Source organism: Haloarcula ordinaria (assembly GCF_029338275.1).
Taxonomy (GTDB): domain Archaea; phylum Halobacteriota; class Halobacteria; order Halobacteriales; family Haloarculaceae; genus Haloarcula; species Haloarcula ordinaria.
The window spans coordinates 135,328-154,714 of sequence record NZ_CP119789.1; the positions used below are offsets into that span (position 1 = coordinate 135,328).

General features: G+C 64.6%; 19 protein-coding genes, 1 tRNA gene and 1 pseudogene. 10 read left to right on the top strand and 11 right to left on the bottom strand.

Translation table 11 applies throughout. The annotated features are described in order from the left end of the window. Window positions 1-378: 378 nt before the first annotated feature. On the top strand, window positions 379-1,071 hold the full coding sequence (locus tag P1L41_RS00730) for a hypothetical protein (protein WP_276296972.1): 693 nt from the start codon (window positions 379-381) through the stop codon (window positions 1,069-1,071). Window positions 1,072-1,366: 295 nt separating this feature from the next. Beyond that, on the top strand, window positions 1,367-1,795 hold the full coding sequence (locus P1L41_RS00735) for a hypothetical protein (protein WP_276296973.1): 429 nt from the start codon (window positions 1,367-1,369) through the stop codon (window positions 1,793-1,795). Between the two features lie 293 nt (window positions 1,796-2,088). Here P1L41_RS00735 and P1L41_RS18540 read toward each other — a convergent pair whose 3' ends face one another. Next, window positions 2,089-2,649: a DUF2703 domain-containing protein gene (locus tag P1L41_RS18540; protein WP_379788264.1), complete on the bottom strand. Its 561-nt coding sequence runs from the start codon at window positions 2,647-2,649 to the stop codon at window positions 2,089-2,091. 136 nt (window positions 2,650-2,785) lie between these two features. On the opposite strand from P1L41_RS18540, the gene P1L41_RS00740 reads away from it, so the two are divergent. Continuing rightward, window positions 2,786-3,196: a winged helix-turn-helix transcriptional regulator gene (locus P1L41_RS00740; RefSeq protein ID WP_276296974.1), complete on the top strand. Its 411-nt coding sequence runs from the start codon at window positions 2,786-2,788 to the stop codon at window positions 3,194-3,196. Window positions 3,197-3,442: 246 nt separating this feature from the next. Further along, window positions 3,443-4,717: an IS4 family transposase gene (locus P1L41_RS00745; RefSeq protein WP_276298481.1), complete on the top strand. Its 1,275-nt coding sequence runs from the start codon at window positions 3,443-3,445 to the stop codon at window positions 4,715-4,717. A gap of 182 nt (window positions 4,718-4,899) precedes the next feature. Here P1L41_RS00745 and P1L41_RS18735 read toward each other — a convergent pair whose 3' ends face one another. From P1L41_RS18735 to P1L41_RS00765, 4 genes are all read right to left on the bottom strand, one after another. Further along, on the bottom strand, window positions 4,900-5,619 hold the full coding sequence (locus P1L41_RS18735) for an HU family DNA-binding protein (RefSeq protein ID WP_276296975.1): 720 nt from the start codon (window positions 5,617-5,619) through the stop codon (window positions 4,900-4,902). Window positions 5,620-6,108: 489 nt separating this feature from the next. Then, window positions 6,109-6,182 (bottom strand) — tRNA-Ile (locus P1L41_RS00755). A 91-nt stretch (window positions 6,183-6,273) separates the two neighbouring features. After that, the gene (locus tag P1L41_RS00760; RefSeq protein WP_276296976.1) at window positions 6,274-6,843 is read right to left on the bottom strand and encodes an FxsA family protein; all 570 of its coding nucleotides are present in this window, start codon (window positions 6,841-6,843) and stop codon (window positions 6,274-6,276) included. Between the two features lie 63 nt (window positions 6,844-6,906). Further along, window positions 6,907-8,286 carry a cytochrome P450 gene (locus P1L41_RS00765; protein ID WP_276296977.1) on the bottom strand — a complete coding sequence of 460 codons (1,380 nt, stop codon included), beginning with the start codon at window positions 8,284-8,286 and terminating at the stop codon, window positions 6,907-6,909. Between the two features lie 81 nt (window positions 8,287-8,367). Between P1L41_RS00765 and P1L41_RS00770 the strand changes: the two genes are divergently transcribed. Both P1L41_RS00770 and P1L41_RS00775 read left to right on the top strand, forming a co-directional pair. Further along, complete coding sequence (locus P1L41_RS00770) at window positions 8,368-9,990, top strand: DUF255 domain-containing protein (RefSeq protein ID WP_276296978.1); 1,623 nt, start codon at window positions 8,368-8,370, stop codon at window positions 9,988-9,990. A gap of 61 nt (window positions 9,991-10,051) precedes the next feature. Next, the gene (locus P1L41_RS00775; protein WP_276296979.1) at window positions 10,052-10,858 is read left to right on the top strand and encodes a TrmB family transcriptional regulator; all 807 of its coding nucleotides are present in this window, start codon (window positions 10,052-10,054) and stop codon (window positions 10,856-10,858) included. Window positions 10,859-10,870: 12 nt separating this feature from the next. On the opposite strand, the pseudogene mptA reads toward P1L41_RS00775, so the two are convergent. Both mptA and ahbB read right to left on the bottom strand, forming a co-directional pair. Then, window positions 10,871-11,816, bottom strand: a pseudogene (gene mptA / locus P1L41_RS00780) (GTP cyclohydrolase MptA). A 78-nt stretch (window positions 11,817-11,894) separates the two neighbouring features. Beyond that, window positions 11,895-12,932 carry a siroheme decarboxylase subunit beta gene (gene ahbB / locus P1L41_RS00785; protein ID WP_276296980.1) on the bottom strand — a complete coding sequence of 346 codons (1,038 nt, stop codon included), beginning with the start codon at window positions 12,930-12,932 and terminating at the stop codon, window positions 11,895-11,897. Between the two features lie 110 nt (window positions 12,933-13,042). Here ahbB and P1L41_RS00790 point away from each other — a divergent pair, with 110 nt between their 5' ends. Continuing rightward, window positions 13,043-14,128 (top strand): anthranilate phosphoribosyltransferase, encoded by a 1,086-nt coding sequence (locus P1L41_RS00790; RefSeq protein WP_276296981.1) that lies wholly within the window; start codon window positions 13,043-13,045, stop codon window positions 14,126-14,128. 4 nt (window positions 14,129-14,132) lie between these two features. On the opposite strand, the gene P1L41_RS00795 is transcribed toward P1L41_RS00790, so the two are convergent. From P1L41_RS00795 to P1L41_RS00805, 3 genes are read right to left on the bottom strand one after another with little or no spacing between them, the layout of a single operon-like run. Then, the gene (locus P1L41_RS00795; RefSeq protein WP_276296982.1) at window positions 14,133-15,038 is read right to left on the bottom strand and encodes a DMT family transporter; all 906 of its coding nucleotides are present in this window, start codon (window positions 15,036-15,038) and stop codon (window positions 14,133-14,135) included. 48 nt (window positions 15,039-15,086) lie between these two features. Next, window positions 15,087-15,506, bottom strand: a complete 420-nt coding sequence (locus P1L41_RS00800; RefSeq protein WP_276296983.1) for a nuclear transport factor 2 family protein — start codon at window positions 15,504-15,506, stop codon at window positions 15,087-15,089. Next, entirely contained in the window at window positions 15,507-15,806 is a 300-nt protein-coding gene (locus P1L41_RS00805) for a hypothetical protein (protein ID WP_276296984.1), read from the bottom strand. 81 nt (window positions 15,807-15,887) lie between these two features. Here P1L41_RS00805 and P1L41_RS00810 point away from each other — a divergent pair, with 81 nt between their 5' ends. The 3 genes from P1L41_RS00810 to P1L41_RS00820 all read left to right on the top strand — a co-directional run bounded on the left by P1L41_RS00810 (window position 15,888) and on the right by P1L41_RS00820 (window position 18,323). Next, window positions 15,888-16,484 carry an NADPH-dependent F420 reductase gene (locus P1L41_RS00810; protein WP_276296985.1) on the top strand — a complete coding sequence of 199 codons (597 nt, stop codon included), beginning with the start codon at window positions 15,888-15,890 and terminating at the stop codon, window positions 16,482-16,484. Window positions 16,485-16,621: 137 nt separating this feature from the next. Then, a complete protein-coding gene (locus tag P1L41_RS00815) occupies window positions 16,622-17,764 on the top strand; it encodes a S1C family serine protease (protein WP_276296986.1) in 1,143 nt (380 codons plus the stop codon). A gap of 73 nt (window positions 17,765-17,837) precedes the next feature. After that, window positions 17,838-18,323 carry a carotenoid biosynthesis protein gene (locus P1L41_RS00820; protein ID WP_276296987.1) on the top strand — a complete coding sequence of 162 codons (486 nt, stop codon included), beginning with the start codon at window positions 17,838-17,840 and terminating at the stop codon, window positions 18,321-18,323. 28 nt (window positions 18,324-18,351) lie between these two features. Here P1L41_RS00820 and P1L41_RS00825 read toward each other — a convergent pair whose 3' ends face one another. Beyond that, window positions 18,352-19,338 carry an NAD-dependent epimerase/dehydratase family protein gene (locus tag P1L41_RS00825; RefSeq protein ID WP_276296988.1) on the bottom strand — a complete coding sequence of 329 codons (987 nt, stop codon included), beginning with the start codon at window positions 19,336-19,338 and terminating at the stop codon, window positions 18,352-18,354. Between the last annotated feature and the right edge of the window lie 49 nt (window positions 19,339-19,387).

Here is a 19,387-nt window from a genome sequence, read left to right on the forward strand (position 1 = left end):
TCAAAACATTGTGGTGTCGACGCGGGTGACCGACTCGCGCGCTGTATGCAGCAATTCCACCTACTCAGTGTCTGTCAGTACCAGTGTAAGCGATACAGAGAGTGTATCCAGACAACATATAGTATGTACGACTCGCGCTGCAGGCACTGTACGCGGGTTCTACGGCCGTGTCTCCTCTCGAAGAATATACACAGGTACGAACCACGCTATTTATCGGCTATCGATTGGTAACCTGTGCGAACAAGGATGCGGCAACGTACAGCACGCCTCATAATCGGGATGCTCGCAATTGTGTGTCTCGGACTCGTCCTATCTGTCGTCTATCCTTTTACCACGGCCTCGCCACACGGCACGAACCCGTCCGGCGAACGTTTCACCGTGGGCGAGACAGATGCGTTCAGCGCGACGGGTCGTATCGTCGTCGAGGATGAGACACGACTCGCGTTCGATGGCGCCGTGACCGCCGATGGTGCATGGTACCAACGGGTGGTCGATGACGGTGTCGTTTACGAGGAGTATCGGTCTTCGAAGGGTGGGGTGTACCGACGGTTCACAGTCGAGGGCGCCGATGCCGCCGAGGAGCGTCGAGCGCAACTCACCGAGAACGAAGACCAGACCATCCTCCGTGAATCCCGGGACGGGAACTGCGTGACGTTCATCAGCAAGTCCGAGACGAACCCCTCGTCAGAGCCCGTGTCGGGAACGGCATCGGTCTTCGTCAATAACCTCTGGGTCGCTGCGTACGAGGTGACAGAGACGAATTCGGCGGGCGTGACGACGTACGAGCCACAACCCGGCTGGTACGAGGGCAGCGTCGTGTACCGACTCACCGGCGTCTCTGGGGCCGTCCGTGCTGATGACGAGACGGGGGCAGTCACCTCGGCGAACGTCTCGTGGACGGTGACACGAGGCGAGACGTATGCTCACTACGTGCTATCCAGGGTGCTGTACTCCGGCTCGACAGGGTCACGAACGACGTTTACTTTCGACGCGACTCCCCCTCTCCTCGAGCGACCAGCGTGGGCAACCGACGAGGAGCCGAACGCAACGGCCACCACAGACGCCTGCTGACTGCTGCACCCGACCGTAGCGAGTTGCAACTGCTGGCGTGTTCTAACTGTCCTTACGACTACTGGCCTTGGGCGGGCTCAGTCTCTCTGCAGCAGAGTCTTGGCGAACTACTCAGTGCCTGCCAGTATCGGCGTGCGAGATACAGAGGATGGAGTCAGCAAGCCCTTGTTCATGGGATCTTCGTCAGATAATTTTGGTACGGGTGACAGAACTGGCTTAACGTGGCGCAACGAGATGGTTCCTAAGAAGCGCGTTCATCCAGATATCCGATTACCGGATGCCTCATCTGAATAAAATGGTTTCCGCCTCACTCCCGCTTGAGATTCAGGCGATTCATCCATCTGCAGTCTATGAGGGACAGGTCTATACACAGGATGCAGTCGTTTCCCTGGCAGATAGTACGCACTTCGAGATTTACGACCATAGGACGCTTCTCAACTTAGAACACGTTGGGATGAGCCTATCAATCGAGCTGTTCGTTTTCTTGGCGAATGTGGCCGAATTCGACGAGAACGAAAGCAGAGTCGTATTTGATGATGAGGATCAGCCAGTCTTTCAGGGTCAGGTGACCGAGATCAATCGTGACCTCGACAGTAGCCGGGGCGTTCTGGACGTTGGTGTAGGCACGATTCTGTTCGATCCCTCAGAGGCAGAGAACTCCCTCGAAGTGGGTGACTGGATTCAGATTTCCCGAAATATCCGATATCTCGAAGCACTCCACTGACTATTGAATCGATAATCAGTGCTGACTGTGCGCACTGTATTCAGCACAATCGATAGGATTCACCCGATCTCTGTCAGAAGCGACCTGCGAGATACAGAGGTTCTATGCAACAGTCGGCCATCGTTGGTATCGCATCGACTTAGATGAATCAGCCGGTCAGTGGACGGGCGAAGTGATGTAAAGTGTTCACGCCTCACTGGTTCTGACGAGAGTCGCTCTGACTTCCGGGATTGGTTGTTTCCTTGAGCCACAAGTCAGTACTGGCTCAAACCACGATTACAACGACTCGTAACTTAGCAGCCACACCCACAGTCCAAATCGTCGCTACCCGACCCTTCGAAAAAGTCCCGGACATTCGACGAAAGCTGATTGGCCCGGTTCTCGAGTGATTCACTAGGTCCTGTCCCATTCGATGTAATAGCTTGTACCAACGACTCGACAATAAGTCCAATAGGCGCTGTCGAGTGTTCCTTCCCGCGGTACCGCCAGAGACGGCAATCGACGTCACCCTCACACGCACAGAGGTCCCCACACGAGTCGCAGGTGTTTTCAATATAGTCGGGCTGGATATCCCGGCCGTTGATACGAATCGTCGGCGACACGGCCAGTTGGGTCGCTTCAGCGGCATCCAGCGTCGAGACATGAATATCTCTGACAGTAATGCCGACATTCAGCGATTCGAAAATCGATTCGATCCGTTCGAGCGCCGCTTGGAGTGCATCTTCAGTCCCCATACATCGCTCGCAAGATTCGTTGTCCAAATAAAGGAAATCGACAGTAACTGTCCGGCGTGTATACCCTTCGGCAGGTGGTTGAATAACCGATACCGTTCTGGCGTCTGTGGGATTGTCCATCGCAGTTCATCATTCGGCTTGGTGGCCTCTATATTGTTCAGTAATCAGGTATAAACGTGGTTTTCGTAGTGAAACCGCCTGAACTGAGGGGGAGAGACCGAACCTATATTTTGCTATAGCGGCTGGTACCACAGTAATGACCGGAAGTGAGCAGTGGCAGGCAACATGGCACGGGTTACAGGACATCCTCGGGCCGAAGTGGACGCTACATATCCTTCGGCTCTTGTCAGAAGAGCCCCAAGGGTTCAACGCTATCCAGCGCGAGCTCGACGGTTTGACCGCACCGATACTCTCTCAACGGCTCAAAGAGCTTCGGTGTCATGGCCTCGTCGAGCGAATGGTCGCAGAAACGACCCCTCCAACCACGACATACTCACTGACTGAGCAGGGAACTGAAATCACCATTCAGTTGCGAGAGTTGGAACCGCTCGTTGAGTTACACGATTATGAAGACGGCCCGGAAGCCGATTGCTGTTTGCCCACCTCTCTGGAGTGTCGCGACGAGGCACTCACGAGCGGATGTGTAACGACTATTGACCAATGTTGACCGTGTGGGTCGATAGATATGTGCTCCATATCGAACGATTCGCTCATCGGAATTTGAATAACTACCTGTGTGGGATACGCGCGCTGTATGCAGCACGGTCGCAGAAATCTACTCGGAGTCTGTTAGAAGCGCATCCGTCTTTAGTTAGGCGAGAAAGCGCGTGACAGCAGCGGCTTATCGAGACTACTTTTCGAAAGGAACGAGGAGGCGGCAAGTGTGCACCAAGACGCCTCCTCATCAAGAATCATGCGTCGGCTCACTACACTGTTTCCCTCTGAGTTCCTCCAAGAGCACGCCGAGGAACTCGGCGTGGTCGAACGAACCCGAACTCTCCAGATCCCCGTCCTCGTGTGGGCGCTCGTGTTCGGCTTCGCCGCAGGCGAGAGCCGAACACTCGCTGGCTTCCGACGCAGCTACAACTCCACAGCCGACGAATCGATCTCTCCCGGTGGCTTCTATCAACGCCTGACGCCGACACTCGCGGAGTATCTCCGCGACCTCGTCGAGCGCGGTCTCGACGAGGTCGCTGTTCCCGATGCTGTTAACGCCGATATCGACCGATTCAGAGACGTCATGATCGCCGATGGAACCGTGTTGCGGCTTCACGAGTTCCTTTCCGAGGAGTACGGGGCTCGCCACGAGGAGCAGGCTGGAGCGAAGCTCCACCTGCTCCACAACGCCACCGAGCAGATGATCGAACGCATCGACGTGACAGACGAGAAAGCGCACGACAGCACGTTGTTCAACACGGGATCGTGGCTGCAAGGACGGCTTGTTCTGCTCGATCTTGCGTATTTCAAATACCGCCGCTTCGCGCTGATCGACGAGAACGATGGCTACTTCGTCAGTCGGCTGAAGGAGAACGCAAATCCGGTGATAACGGCCGAGTTACGGGAATGGCGCGGCCGCGCCATTCCCTTGGAGGGCGAGAAGATCAACGATGTTTTCGAAGATCTCTCGCGGAAGTACATCGACGTCGAGGTCGAAGTGGAGTTCAGACGACGAGAGTACAACGGGACGCGGTCGTGGGATAGGAAACGGTTCCGCGTCGTCGGCGTCCGCAACGAGGACGCCGACGACTACCATCTATACATGACGAATCTGCCGCGAGAAGAGTTCCTCCCGACCGATCTCGCAACTTTGTATCGGTGTCGATGGGAAGTAGAGACGCTGTTTCGTGAGTTGAAGACGCAGTACGAACTGGACGAGTTCGACACGAGCAACCCGGACGTGGTGGAGATCCTGCTGTACGCAGCGTTGTTGTCTCTGCTGGTGAGTCGTGATCTACTGGATCTGGTCACCGAGCAGGCTGATGATGAGATCGTATTCCCGCCAGAACGCTGGGCGGCGACCTTCCGGTCGCACGCCCAGCTCATCCTCCACGAACTCGGTGAGTACCTCGGCTACTCACCACCGCCGCTGTTGGAGCAGCTGATCCAAGATGCTCAGAAGATCCACAAACAACGACCGGTCCTGCAAGAGACGCTCGCTACCGCTGCGCAACCGAGGTGTGAGGCCTAACTAAAGACGAATGGTTAGAAGCGTTGTGCGAGATACAGAGGATGAGTTCAGCACGACACCCTCATTTCTTTCACGGTGAAGTTAGCGAATCAGCGATTCAGTAGACCTGCGTAGTGAACGAGCGTCCGAGGATGAGGCTTCCTATCGCCTTGGTGAAAGTCGCGATGTGTGTGGCTACGGTCTCAGTTGACGGCCTTCGAAAGTTCGGCCCCTGCTTTGAACTTAACTACGTTCTTTGCCGCGATTTGGATCTCCTTGCCCGTCTGGGGGTTCCGTCCCGTCCGGGCGGAGCGCTTCGAGATACTGAACGAACCGAATCCCACGCTCACCAACACTCTTTCACCCTTCTTCAGGGCGTCTGTGGTCACGCTTATCAACGCGTCCACCGCAAGCTGCACCTCCCGCTCCGAGAGCCTGCTCTCAGGGTCACGTCCGGTTTCCCTGGCGATGGACTCCGCATCGATCGTCACATCCGCATCCCGACACTTGGCGCTGGCTTCGTCGCCCCTGCCGGGGTTGAGATCGAGAGCTGCTGCGAACTCTGGGCACGACTCGAAGGTGACCGCCGAATCAGTGGGGCGCCCGTTCTTGTGCTGCGGATTCCGTCCCGTTCGGGCCGAGCGCTTCGATATACTGAACGAACCGAACCCGATCAATACGGCACTATCCCCTTCCGTCAGGGCGTTCGTCGTCGCGCTGGTAAACCCTTCGAGCGCCTTCTTTGCGTCCGCCTTCGAGAGCCCGGCGTGGCTCGCCATTGCCTCGATCAGCTCCGCTTTGTTCATCGCCGCCGCTGTTCCCGGGATTACTCCAAGACCTAACCCGATGATCACCGCACCGGTACCGGTGGTCTGGAGTAGTCTCCGGCGGGACACCATTATCGTACCATCAGTATTTTTCATTATAGATAATCATATTACTATACGCTAATGTAGTATATAAACCGTTCTGAGACGCAGCAGAGCAGTTACTGGCAAGAATCCAGTAGTATTCGGATTGACATGGTGATCCATCTCACTGTATGCACCGATTCAATCTGCAGGCCTCGACCACTCGCCGTAATCGATACGGGCCCTGTATTGACCGAATAGCAATCTCAATTTTCACCGGAAATCCACTGACCGATTTGCGCACTGTATTCAGCACGGCTCCAACGAACGATCATCGACGAAGAACTTCAACAAGGATAGGGAGCCGGCTGTCGAATGGATCAGTTGGCCGTAGGGGGTATCTCGGCGAAGGTTTTCCAGCAACAGCGGGCAACTGCGCGGAAAATTCGGTTCAAATCACCGGATATAGAGACTTCTATTCGAGAGTGAGTTTACGGAAAGTGATTGGCTGGGGAGTTTGAGGCCCCAATGCAGTCGAATGAGATTCGACCGCGATTGGAGTGGGCCAACTCGGATTTGAACCGAGAGCCTCCCGGTTATCAGCCGAGCGCTCAACCTGATTGAGCTATTGGCCCAGGTGAGCGCATCAGAGTGTACCCGAGGGGTATTGAAAAGGGTAACGTTTCGCCCCGCAGGGCGTGGGAAACCGCACCAGGGAGACGCCAATCAGTTGTCGCGTTCCTCGAAGTCGACGTCGGTCGCCTGGTCGGGGTCGAACCCACCGGAGCGGTCGTCGGCGCCAGCGGTGCCACCGGAGCCGGAAGCCCCACCCGGACCGGGACCGCCCGCACCGGAGCCGGTCGGTGCACCGTCCTCGTCGGGGAAGCCGCCGATGTATATCTGGCCGCTGCCGAGGCCGCCCGTCTGGGCGTCGATGTAGGGCACGATGACCCAGCGACGCAGCGCCGCACGGATCGGGTACCGGGTGAACGGAATCGCCAGCAGTAGGCCGACGAAGTCCGTCACCAAGCCGGGCGTGAGGAAGAACGCCCCGGCGGCGATGAGCAGCGCACCGTCGATGAGTTCGTTCGTCGGTGGGTCGCCCACTACCAGTTTCTCCTGGATGGCCCTGAGCGTGGCCCGCCCCTCGGCACGCACGAGGAGCATCCCCACGAGCGCGGTCAGCACGACCAGCGCGACGGTCACCAGCGGCCCGAAGAAGGGGATGGCGACCGTCACCAGCAGGACGATGTCGAACAGCGGGATGAGCAACAGCAGCCCGATGACCCGGAGCATACCCGTGATTGTGGACCCGGCCCCAAACGCCTTTCGAGACGGGCAGCCGGGGTCGACGGTCGGTCAGTCGCGCTCGTGGACCCTGACACGCACCGGGTCGGCCGGCGAGAGCGTGATGCGCATCGCCAGGTCCAGCGGCGGTTCGGTCACCGCCTCGAACCGGAACCGCTGGGCAATCGTCGCGAGCGCGAGTTTCGCCTCCATGCGGGCGAAGCGCATCCCGATGCAGTGGCGCGGGCCGCCGCCGAAGGGGTAGTAGGCGTAGTCGGGCAACTCGGCCTCGAACGCGTCGGTCCAGCGCTCGGGCCGGAAGTCGTCGGGGTCGTCGTACCAGCGCTCGTCGCGGTGGACCAGGTACTGCGGGATGGTCAGTTGCGCTTCGGGGCCGATGTCGTAGCCCCCGAGCGTCACCGGTTTCGTGGGCTGGCGGAAGACCGTGAACGCGGGCGGGTAGAGCCGCAACACCTCCGTGAGCACGTCGTCCAGATAGGGCAACTCGAAGAGGTCCGCGGGGGTCGGGTCCGCACCGCCCAGCGTCGCGTCGAGTTCGGCGTGGAGGTCCCGCTGGGCGTCGGGGTGGTTCGCGAGCAGGAACCAGGCGTACGTCAGCGTCAGCGCCGTCGTGTCGTGACCGGCGACCAGGAAGGTGAGCAGCTGGTGTGTCAGGCGCTCGCGGTCCATCGTCTCGTCGTCGAGCGACAGCAGCAAGGAGAGCACATCGTCGCGGGCCTCGCGGGTCGCCGCTGCCTCGCGCTGTCGCCGGGCGACGATGTCGTCGAGGGTCGCTTCGAAGTCAGCTCTCGTCCGCCGAACCCGTCGGTTGACCGGCGTCGGCACTGCGAGAGGCAGGTACGCCGACAGGGTCCGTGGGTCCAGTCGGTCCCGGAGCGCGTCGAGCAGCGGTTCGAGCGCGCCGGCCGTCGCCTCGATGTCCACGTCCAGTAGCGTCTTCCCGAGGATACGGAGCGTGAGCGACTGCATCTCGGGGAGGACGTTCAGCGTCTGGCCGTCGGTCCACCCGTCTGCCGTCTCGCCCGCGAAGCCGGTCATCGTCTCGCCGTAGGTCTCGATGCGCTCGCGGTAGAACGCCGGTTGGAGCGCCGTGCGCTGTTGTTTCCACTCCTCGCCTTCCAGCAGGAAGAGCCCCTCACCGATGAACTGACCCAGCGTGTCGTAGAGCAGTTGGCCCTTCTCGTAGTCGGCGGCGTCGGTGACCAGCACCTGCTCGACGAGGTCGGGGTGCGTGACGAAGTAGCCTCGCGTGGTGGCGACGTGGTAGCCGACGACGTCGGCGTCGAGTTCGCCCACGCGGTCGTAGAAGCCAAGCGGGTCCCGGAGCATCGCGAGGGTGTTGTCGACCCACGGGACCCGGCCGAGCATGGGCGGTCGGTCGCCGGGCGTGACCGGCCCCGAATCCGTGGCGCGGGCCTGTTGGCTGGCCATGGCCGGAGTTAGGACGGCCGACAGTTCGGTCTTTCGTCGCTCATGAGAGGGCCTTTGTACGCCCGTCACCGACACGACGCCATGGACGAGTTCGCGGCGGAGACGAAAGTCGAGTGGCGCGAGTGGGGGCCCGCGGCCTTCGAGCGCGCCGCCGACACCAGCAAGCCGGTGTTGCTGGCGCTCACGGTACCCTGGAGCGCGGAGTGTCGGGCGATGGACCGGGCGACCTTCGGCGAACCACGCATCGCGGCCAACATCAACGACGGGTTCGTCCCCGTGCGGGTGGACGCCGACCGCAATCCCAGAGTCCGCGAGCGCTACACGATGGGGGGGTTCCCGTCGACGGTGTTCCTGACGCCGGGCGGCGAGGTCATCACGGGCGCGACGTTCCTCGGCCCCGAGGGGTTCCGGGGTATCCTCGACAGCGTCCGTGAGTCCTGGGACGCCCAGGGCGAGGCCGCCGGGTCGGTACCTCGACAGTTGCAGGACGAAGCACCACCGGCCGGCGACCTGCGCCCGCGCATCGAGGAACACATGATAGAACAGCTGCTCGGCTCGTTCGACGACGAGTTCGGGGGCTGGGGAGGAGATGTGAAGTTCCCGCTGCCCCGGACCATCGAGTTCGCGCTGGTCAGGGCGCCCGACCAGGCGGCGCGCACCCTGGAAGCGATTCGGACCCACCTATTCGACACCTACGACGGCGGGTTCTACCGCTACGCCACCGAGCGAAACTGGGGCAATCCGCGCCGGGAGAAACTGCTGGACGAGAACGCGGCGCTCGTCCGGGCGTTCGCGCTGGGCTACCGGTACACCGGGACCGAGGCTTACCGCGACGCCGCCTTCCGGACCATCGAGTACCTCACGACGGACCTCTGGACCGGCGACGCCTTCGCCGGGAGCCAGGCCGGCGACGACGACTACTACCGGATGGGTGCGTCCGAACGGGAGAGCGCCGACGCCCCGCACGTCGACGGGACGGTGTTCGCCGACCGCAACGGCCTCGCCGTCGACGCGCTCTGCTGGTACCACGCCTACACAGACGACGAGCGGGCCGCGTCGTACGCACGGCGCGCTCGCGAGCACGTCTGCGAGACGCTGGTCGAGGACGGTGCAGTGGCCCACCACGACGGCGCCGACAGCGAGACGGGGCTTCTGGGCGACCAGGCCCAGCTCCTCCGGGGGCTGACCACGAGCTGGCAGGTGCTCGGCGAGGCGGGCCCGGCCGAAACTGTCGCCGACTGGACCATCGAGCATCGCCAGCAGGACACCGGTGCGTTCCGCGACGGGCCCGAGAGCGGCGCCGGGCTCTGTGGGCGGTCGCTCCACCCGCTCGACGCGACGGTCGAACTGGCCGACGCACTCGTCGACCTCGCGGCGCTGACCGGCGACGAGGGGTACCGCGAGACGGCCCGCGACGCCGTCGGGTCGTTCGCCGGCGCGGCCGAACGGATGGGCGTCGAGGTCGCGGGCTACGCGTCGGTCGCGGCCCGCCTGCAGGACCCCCGGTACGTCACCGTCGGCACCGGGGCCGGGTCGGACCTCCACCGGGCGGCGCTCCGCCTGGCCGACCACGAGGCCACCGTCGTCCCGGCTCCGGACGGCGACCGGACGGCGCGACTGGTCGAGGCCGGCGAGGTGACCGGGTCGGCGTCGACGCCGGCCGACCTCGAGGTGCTGCTCACCGACGACGAGAGTGGGCGGTAACCGCCTTCCAGGAACAGTAAACGCCCGATAAGTTTTTGCGAGGTGCGGGTCACGTTCGACCATGGCCAGTCTACGCGACCTGGGACTCTCCGAATACGAGGCGCGGGCGTACCGCTCGCTGCTGGAGACGGGGCCGACGACGGCGAAAGAGCTCTCCCGCGCGAGCGACGTCCCGATGGGGCGGGTGTACGACGTGCTCAACAGTCTCGAGACGTACAACCTCGTCCGGAGCCAGACGGCGAGTCGGCCCAAGAAGTACGTCGCCGTCGAGCCGGACACGGCGCTCGACCGACTGCTCGAGGACAAGAAACGGGAGCTGGACGAACAGGCCCAGCAGTACGAGAGCATCGTCGACGACCTGGGCGACCAGCTGGAGACCGGCGACCCCGTCGAGGAGCCGTTCTGGACGGCCGCCGTCGGCCCCGAGGAGACGCTCGACCTGCTGCTCGAACGGTTGGCCGCCGCCGACGACCACATCGTCGTCGTGGGGACCGCCCCCGCAAGGCAGGTCGACATCCTGGCGGCGACCGAACGCATCGTCGACCAGCTCGAGGCCGCGCTGGAACGGGGCGTCGAGGTCTCCCTGCTCGTCCGGCCCGACCTCTTCGAGAACCTGCCCGAGGCCGCCAACCGCGAGTACTACGACCGGCTCTCGCCGTACGACGATTACGCCGCCCGGGCGAGTCAGAACGTCTCGACGACGTTCGAGCTCATCGACGACGTCGAGGTGTGCATCGAGGTCCCGCACCCGCTGGGCCGCGAGGAGACGTTCGGCGTCATCGACCTGAAGGACCCGGAGTTCACGCGGGACATCAGCGACGCCTTCGCAGAACACTGGGCGGACGCGACGCCTATCGGCCCGCCGTGACAGCCAGCGCAGTCAGTCGTCGGCGAGGACGTCCTCGTCGACCTCGTCTCTGAGCGTCCCGAACTCGGCGACCCGTTCGGCGTGGGCGTTGTGCTGGTGGATGGACTCGTCGTTGGACTGTTTCATCGTCACGACGGCGTCGTCCGGGAGGTCGGGAAAGTGCTCGACGACGCCCTCGGCCATCGCCCGCACGCAGTCCTCGACGAACTTCGCGTCCTTGTGTGACTCGAAGGTCATGTGGTCCTCGTCGGGCCGTTTCGCGAGGTTGTAGATGCGCGCGCTCATCGAGTCGCGGGCGACCTGTATGAGTTCGTTGAGGTCGACCTCCGGCGCGCCGTCGCTCTCGACGGTCAGCGTCGCGTGGCCCCGCTGAGAGTGACCCGGTTGGGGGACGTTCTCGAGGAACTCCTCGATGACTTCGTCCTCGACGTCGAGTCCCTGGAGCGTCTCGCGGGCCCGGGCCGTCGACATCCCCTGGGAGCACGGGCAAACCGTCATCCCGACGACACGGGCGCCGATCTCCTCGCTGGTGCCGTCCTCGGTGGCCGACGCCGAGGCGATGATATCGGCGGTCGACTGGGTCGCCATCCCGGACTCAGGGGTCTGCTCGCGGGTGACGTACTCGGCTTCCATCCGGACCTCGGCCCGAGTCGTGTAGTCGTGTTTCTCGAGCAGCAGTTCGGCGGCGTCGCCACAGACGTCCTCGACGCGGTAGGCCTCCTCGGAGACGGCCGTCTCCAGCGTCTCGTCGATGACCTCCATGTTCCGGGACATGTCGGCCCCCTTGCGCCACGAGGGAAGGTCGACGAACACCTCGAACTCGGCCATCAGCACGATGGGGTCCTGGTCCTTCCGGCCGAGTTTGAGGAGCTTTCTCGACGCCGGTCACACCGACGCGGTTGAGACCGACTGTCACGTCGGGACTCGTCGCCTGTACGTCCGGGAGTTGCTGGCTCATTGACCCTTCGTTAGGACGAGACGTGGATATGGGTTTCGGAAGGGGGACCCCCCCCCTTGAGCCACTGACTCCGGCCGGCTACTGGCCGACGATGTCGTCGTACCGGGCGCCGGTCTGTTTCAGCGTCGCCGTCGAGTAGAGGCGGTCGTGGTCGAAGGGGAGATGGTCGGCCGCGAGTTCGTCGATCTTCGCGTCGACGGCCTCGGCCTCGCGCCCGTGAATCATGGTAAAGAGGTTGTACTGCCAGTCCTGGTCGGACCGGCGCGGGCGGTGGTAACAGAGCGTGACGTAGGGTAGTTCGCCGACGGCCTCCCCACGCTCGTCGAGTTCGTCGTCGGGGACGTCCCAGACGACCATGCAGTTGCTGTCGAACCCGGTGACGATGTGGTTGACCACGCAGCCGATGCGCTTGATACAGCCGTCGGCGAGCAGCCCCTCGATGGCCACGAGCACGTCCGAGACGTCGGCGCCGACGGCGTCCGCGATATCGCGATACGGCGTCGCCGACAGCGGGAACCCCTCCTGAATCGCAAGCAGGAGTCGGCGGTCGAGGTCCGAGAAGTCGGCGGCGGCGTCCTCGCTGATGCGGGTCGCGCTGGCGTCGGTGTACTCGATGGACTCCCGGGCAAATCGGTCGCCGTTGACGACGGGGAACTCCAGGTCGATGTAGTAGTCCGTGAGCATCGGCAGGACCAGTACCGACAGCCCGGTCCGGGCCTCGATGTCGGCCAGAATCCCGTCGCGCGTCTCGCGGGAGCCGGCGGTGACGACGAACCACATGTTCCACTCGTGGTCGCGGGCGTAGTTGTGGTTCACCTGGCGGTAGCCGTTGATTATCTCGGCGACCTCGTCGAAGCGGTCCTCGGGGGCGCTGACGGCCGCGAGCGTCGAGGAGCCGATGACCGGCGGGTTCAGGACCGCGCCAAACCGGCGGAACACGCCCGCCTCGCGGAGTCGTTCGACGCGTTCGAGGGCCTCCTCGGCCGGGACGCCCAGTTGCTCGCCGACCGCCTCGAAGGGCCGTTCCCGGATGGGGAAGCCGCTCTGGAACTCGTCGATGAGCGCGGCGTCCACGTCGTCGATGTCCTCGCGCCATTCACCCGACTTGAGGCTCATTGGAGGCGAGTTAGGAGTGAACGGGTGTATCAGTTTCGGGCCGGGTCGCCGTTCCCGCGGACTGGGAACGAAACGACACGGCTTTTGAACTCAAACCCCAACTCCGGCCCATGGCGCAAGCGACGCGGGAGTACGGTGAATGGCCGCTGAAACGACTGATGACAGAGGTCGTCGGCTCCGGGCACAAGTCGGCCGAGGACATGACCCGCGAGCAGGCACGCGAGGCGTTCCAGCGCATCCTCGACGACGAGCCCGACCCCCTCACGCTGGGGGCGTTCTGGCTCGCCAACCGATGGAAGCGCAACAGCCCCGAGGAGCTGGGCGCGTACGTCGACGTCATGCACGAGGAGTCGGTCGTCACCGCCGAACCCGACGCCGACCCCGTCGACTGCGGCGCCAACTACGACGGCAAGGGGCGCTCGGCCATCCTCGGCGTCGCCTCTGGCGTCGTCGCCGCCGCCGCCGGGACGCCCATCGTCACTCACTCGGGCGACCGGGTCCCCACGCAGAAACAGGACGCCTACAAGCACGTCCTGGACGAACTCGGCGTCCGGACGGAACTCGAACCCCAGGAGAGCGCCGACATGGTCGACGAGGTCGGCTTCGGCTTCTACTACCAGCCGAACTTCAACCCGGGCATCGACGCGCTGTTCGAGCACCGCGACAACATGGGCGTCCGGTCGTTCGTCAACACCGTCGAGACGCTCGCGAACCCCGCCAATGCCAAGGTCCACCTGGGGAGCTTCTACCACCTGGCGTTCGCGAAGAAGATGGCCCGCACGCTCGCCGAGTCCGAACACAGCACGGTCGAACGCGCCCTGTTCTTCCAGGGGATGGAGGGCTACGACGACGTGCGCCCGGGCGACACCATCGTCGCCGAGTGGCCCGTCGAGGGGGACGAGTCGGACGACGAGGGCATCGCCGACTTCGAGATACTGACCGCCGAGTACGGGATGGACCTCACGAGCGAGGACCTGCAGGTCGACGACGTGGCCGCGGACTCCGCGACCATCACCGAGGAAATCCTGACCGGCGAGCGTGCGGACGGCTTCGCCGACGCCGTCGCGCTCAACGCGGCGCTGCGCATCTACGCCGGCGAGGACGCGGACAGCATCGACGAGGGCCTCGAACAGGCTCGCGCCGTCATGGACGACGGGAGCGCCGCTGCAGTGCTCGAGGAGCTCCAGGCGTTCTGATCGCTCACGCCCCGATTTCTGCCACGAGAGCGGCGATGGCCTCGCGTTTGAGGACGAAGAAGCCACTCGCGACGACGAGGAACCCGACCAGCGTCAGCGGCGTCACGGACTCGTTCAGGACCACGACGCCGACGACGGTGGCGACGACGGGCACGAGATAGGCCACCAGCGACGTCTCCAGGGCACCCCGGACGTCGAGCAGCGTGTAGTAGATGAAGAATGCGATCGCGGTCGCGAACACCCCGAGGTAGGCGACGGCGGCCCAGGCGACGGGCGTCGCGGGGAGCGCGAACGGTTCGCCGACGACCGGGCTGACGCCGTGGAGGACGAGCGCGCCGACGAGCATCGACCAGCCCGACAGCGCCGCGTTCCCCAGCGTCGGCCGCGCTCGCTGGATGAGGACGCCGCCGAGCGCCACGCTCAGCACCTGACAGAGGATGATGATGCGTCCGACGACGCCCGTCCCGAGCAGGTTCGCCGGGTCCGGTCGGACGACGAGGCCCACGCCGACGAAGCCCAGTGCGATGCCGACGGCACCCCGCGCCGAGACGCGCTCTTCAGGGAGGAGTCCGAGCGCCCACAGCGACGTGGCGATGGGCACCAGGCTCTGGAGGATGGCCGCCACGCCGCTAGGGACGGTCTGCTGACCGACGAAGAGCAAGCCGTTACCGGCGATCAAGAAGACGCCACCACCGAGAATCGCACCGAGGTTGGGGGCGTCGGTCGGCAGCCACTCCCCCTCACTGACGAAGGCGTAGCCAAGCAACAGGACAGCGGCGACGTCGTACCGGAACGCCGCGAACAGGACGGGTTCCAGCGACTCCAGGCCGACGGCTATCGCGAGAAACGAGAAGCCCCACAGGGAGGCGAGCGTGACGAACAGACCGACCGTCCCCAGGCGTTTGTCCACGTCGGCAGTGGTGGCCCGGAGTGCTATAGGGCACTCGGTTCGGCGCCGTCAGAACGTCCGGGCAGTGCTGACGTGCATCCCGACGAACCGCCAGTCGTCGCCACCGGTATCGGCGGCGTTTTCCCCCGCGAGATGCCGCTCGAGTGTCCCGCTCCAGCGGGTGTCGAACGCGTGCTCGACGCCGCGCTGCGTGTCGGTCCACTCCAGTCGCACCAGGTCGGAGAACCACGCGTGGCACTCCCGCTCGGTGACGTGGAGCGCGTCGCTGTCGACGGTCCAGTCGGCGGTCGTCGCTGTCTGGGTCCGAAGGCCCTCCCGGACGGCCTCGGCCCCGACGAGACGCTCGGAGATGCCGAACTTCACGACGGGCGCGTCGCTGGCGCCCGCCTCGGCGAAGAAGTGAGCCAGCGGGTCGCCCGCCCGGAGCGCTGCGTAGTACGCCTCGACGATCCCCCTGGCGGTCGTCATCTACGCCTCCCGCGCCGCCCGGACGTGTTCGAGCGCCTCCTCGGGAGTCATCCCGCGGACGCCACACGAACACGCGCGGAGTTCGGGGTCCGAGAGGTCGTCGACCTGTTCGCTGTAGTCCCGTTCGAGCGTCCCCCGCTCCTCGTCGTAGGCGAAGTAGACGCGGTGTGAGACCTGCGTGACCCCCTCGATGCGGTGGGTCTCGTCGGGGTCCGGGTTCGCGATGGCCTCGGCGTGTTCGCCCTGCATGGCGTCTTTCCACTCGCGGAGCGTGTCCTCCGGGTCCCTGTCGTCTGTCACACCTCGCTGGTCGTAGCGGACGGTGAAAAATCCGGTGCTGGCGGGCGATACGCTTTCGAGCATGTAGTCTGTATGGAACGTATGGATATCGGCATCATCGGGACGGGAGCGGTCGGGAGCGCACTCGCTGACGGCTGGGCGGCCGCGGGACACGACGTCGTCCTCGGGTCGCGGAGCCCCGAGTCGACCAGTCACGAGTCGGGGGCCCGTGTCAGGGTCGGCGGCCAGCGCGACGCCGCGTCGTTCGGCGACGTCGTCGTCCTGGCGCTCCCGGCGGGCGCGGTCACGGACGTGGCCACCTACCTCTCGAACGAGCTCGTCGAGAAGCCCGTCGTCGACACCAGTAACGAGTACCCCATCGAGAGCGACGGTCGCTCGCTGGCCCTCCGCCTCGCCGAGACAGTCCCTGAGGCCCGAGTGGTCAAGGCGTTCAACACCGTGGGCGCCGAGCGGCTGCGTGACCCCGTGGTCCACGGCCAGCGGGCGACCATGTTCCTCGCCGGCGACGACCCGTCGGCCTGTGACGTCGTCGGGACGCTGGCGAGGGACCTCGGGTTCGACCCCCTCCGCGCCGGCGACATCGACGCCGCCGAGCACTTAGAGCATCTCGCGCGGTTCTGGATCTCGCTCAGTCAGACCTACGGCCGGGACATCGCCTTCCGCCTGCTCGAGGAGTGACTCGACCGGTGCAGCGCCGACGGGCGAAATCACGTGTATCGCGACCGACGTCGCCGGAACCGTCATATAGTGTCATCTGTTACCAAAGGTGAGTCTCCCCGGCGGGGGTGTCCCCGTCGCGACTCGACGCACGCAAAATGTCAGACACACCTACAATCAGCGAACTGTACGAGCAGGCCATCCCCTCCGTCGTCTCGGTGTACGTCACGACCGAACCCGGACGACGCCGCGGTGGGGCCGGGTCGGGGTTCGTCGTCGAAGACGGCTATATCGTCACGAACCAGCACGTCGTCGGCGACACCGACTACGTGGAACTGCGATTCCACGACGGTCAGTGGCGCACCGGCGAGGTCGTCGGCGACGACCCCTACACCGACCTCGCCGTCGTCGCCGTCGAGGACCTCCCCGAAGACGCCGTCGCGTTACCCATCGCCGAGGCGAACCCCGAACCCGGCGAGCGCGTCGCGGCTATCGGCAATCCTATGGGGCTCGACGGAACCATCACCGTCGGCTACGTCAGCGGGACGAACCGCTCGAGTCCGACGGGGACGGGATTCACCATCCCCGAGACGGTCCAGACCGACGCGGCAGTCAACCCAGGGAACAGCGGCGGCCCGCTCCTCAGCCTCGACGGCACCGTCGTCGGTGTCAACCGGGCGAAAGGCGGGGACAACATCGGCTTCGCCATCGCGCCGGTCATCGTCAACCGCGTCCTGCCGGCGCTCGTCGCGGACGGCGTGTTCCGACCGGCGTACCTCAACGTCCGGACTATCGACGTCTCGCCGACCGTCGCGGAGGCCAACCGGCTGGAAGAACCCACGGGCGTCCTCGTCATCGACGTCGGGGAAGCCGCCGAGGCCGTTCTGCGAGGGTGCGAGCGAGTCGTCCGCGTCCGGGGCCGGGACGTCCCCACCGGCGGCGACGTCATCCTCGGCATCGACGACCAACCCGTCCGGTCGACCGAGGAGCTGACCAGTTACCTCCTGACGAGCGCCGACCCGGGCGACAGCGTCGAATTGACGCTCCGGCGGGACGGCGCGGAGTTCACCGAGTCGGTCACGCTTCGGGAACGGCCAGTCCCCGGATCCCGGCCGCGCTGGGACGACCGAGGTGAAGAACCGAACGCCGAACGGCGTGGTCGCCACGACGAAGACCGCTCGAAGCGGCCCCACGGCCGGGGTCGTGGCCCGCCGGACCACCGCAGCCCACGCCACGGACGCCGGCCAGACGGCCCACGCCACCGGAAGCGACGCCGCGGTCACCGCGGGCTCGCCAACTGAGCGGGGCGGGTCGGTAGCGCGAGCGAGGCGGGAGAGCGAACGGCCTTAGTGGCGCCGACACGACCACCGACCGATGGACGTCCGCCGTCGCTTCCAGGTGACCAACTTCGTGCTGGTCGCAGTCGCAGTCACACACGCGCTCGCCACGTGGCCGCTCGCCGACACCGCCGCGCTCTTTCTGGGCGGGATGGTACTCGCGTTCGTGCTCGAAGCGGTGACGATCCGGCTCGGGTTCCTCGAACACGCCGTCGAACCACAGCTCGCCGGCGTCCCCGTCACTATCGTGCTGGTGTGGCCGGCCGTCGTCTACGTCTCCTATCGCCTTGCCCTGCTCGTCGTACCCGGGACGGTGCCGGCGGCCGCATTGGCGGCCCTCCTCGCGACGCTCGGGGACGTGGCAACGGATCCGAGAGGCGTCCGTGACGGTCTCTGGCGCTACCCGCCCGCACGGCTCTCGAAACCTCGGTTCTACGGCGTCCCCTGGTGGAACTTCGTCGGTTGGCTCGTCATCGTCTTCGTCACGGCGCTGTTTCCGGAACTCGCCGGCCGCGTCGTCTGATTGCCACCTCGAACGCGCTGTCCCGGCCTCACGAGCGCCGGACTAGCGGTTCGTACCACTCGCGGTTCGCCTCGTACCAGTCGATGAACTTCGAAACGCCCTCGCGGATGGTGTGTCCGGCCTCGTAGCCCAGCAGGTCGTTCGCTTTCGACGTATCGGCGTGGGTGTGCTGGGCGTCGGCGTCGTGACGCTCCTCGTAGACCAGGTCGAGGTCGGGCGCAATCTGGTCGCGTATCTCCTCGGCGAGCGTCTTGATCTCGATGTTGTCGGTCGACCCGATGTTGACCGCCTCGCCGTCGGCAGCGTCTTCGTTCAGGAGAGTGACGTTCGCCTCGACGACGTCCTCGATGAACGTGAAGTCACGCGTCTGGGTGCCGTCGCCGTAGATTATCGGCGGTTCGTCGTTCATACACCGCGAGACGAAGTTCGAGATAGCCATGTTCGGGCGCATCCGTGGACCGTAGACGGTGAAGTACCGGAGCGCGACCACGGGGAAGTCGTACACCTCGCCGTACGCGCAGGCGTAGCGTTCTGCCGCCAGCTTCGACGCGCCGTAGGGCGAGACTGGCGTCGTCGGGTGGACTTCGTCGTAGGGGAGGTACTGCGGGACGCCGTAGACCGACGACGAGGAGGCCATCACGAACCGCTCGATGCCCTCGTCGCGACAGGCGTCGAGGACGTTCAGCGTCCCGTCGGCGTTCACCTCGTCGTACTTCCGGGGGTTCTCGACGCTCCGACGGACCCCCGCCTGTGCGGCCTGGTGGTAGACGTACTCGGCGTCGGTGACGAGGTCGGCCACGAGGTCGGCGTCCCGAACGTCGCCCTCGACCAGGTCGTAGCTCCCGCCGCCCTCGGCGGCCGCGTCGCGACCGACCTCGACGTTGTGGTGCTTGATGTCCAGGTCGTAGAACGGGTCTAAGTTGTCCAGCACGACCACGTCGTGGCCGTCGCGGGCGAACCGCTCGGCGAGGTGGCCGCCGATGAACCCAGCCCCGCCTGAGACGAGGATGTTCATTGTCCATACGGGGTCTGGCGATGGGCAAAAAACCGTCGGGTCCGCTCGC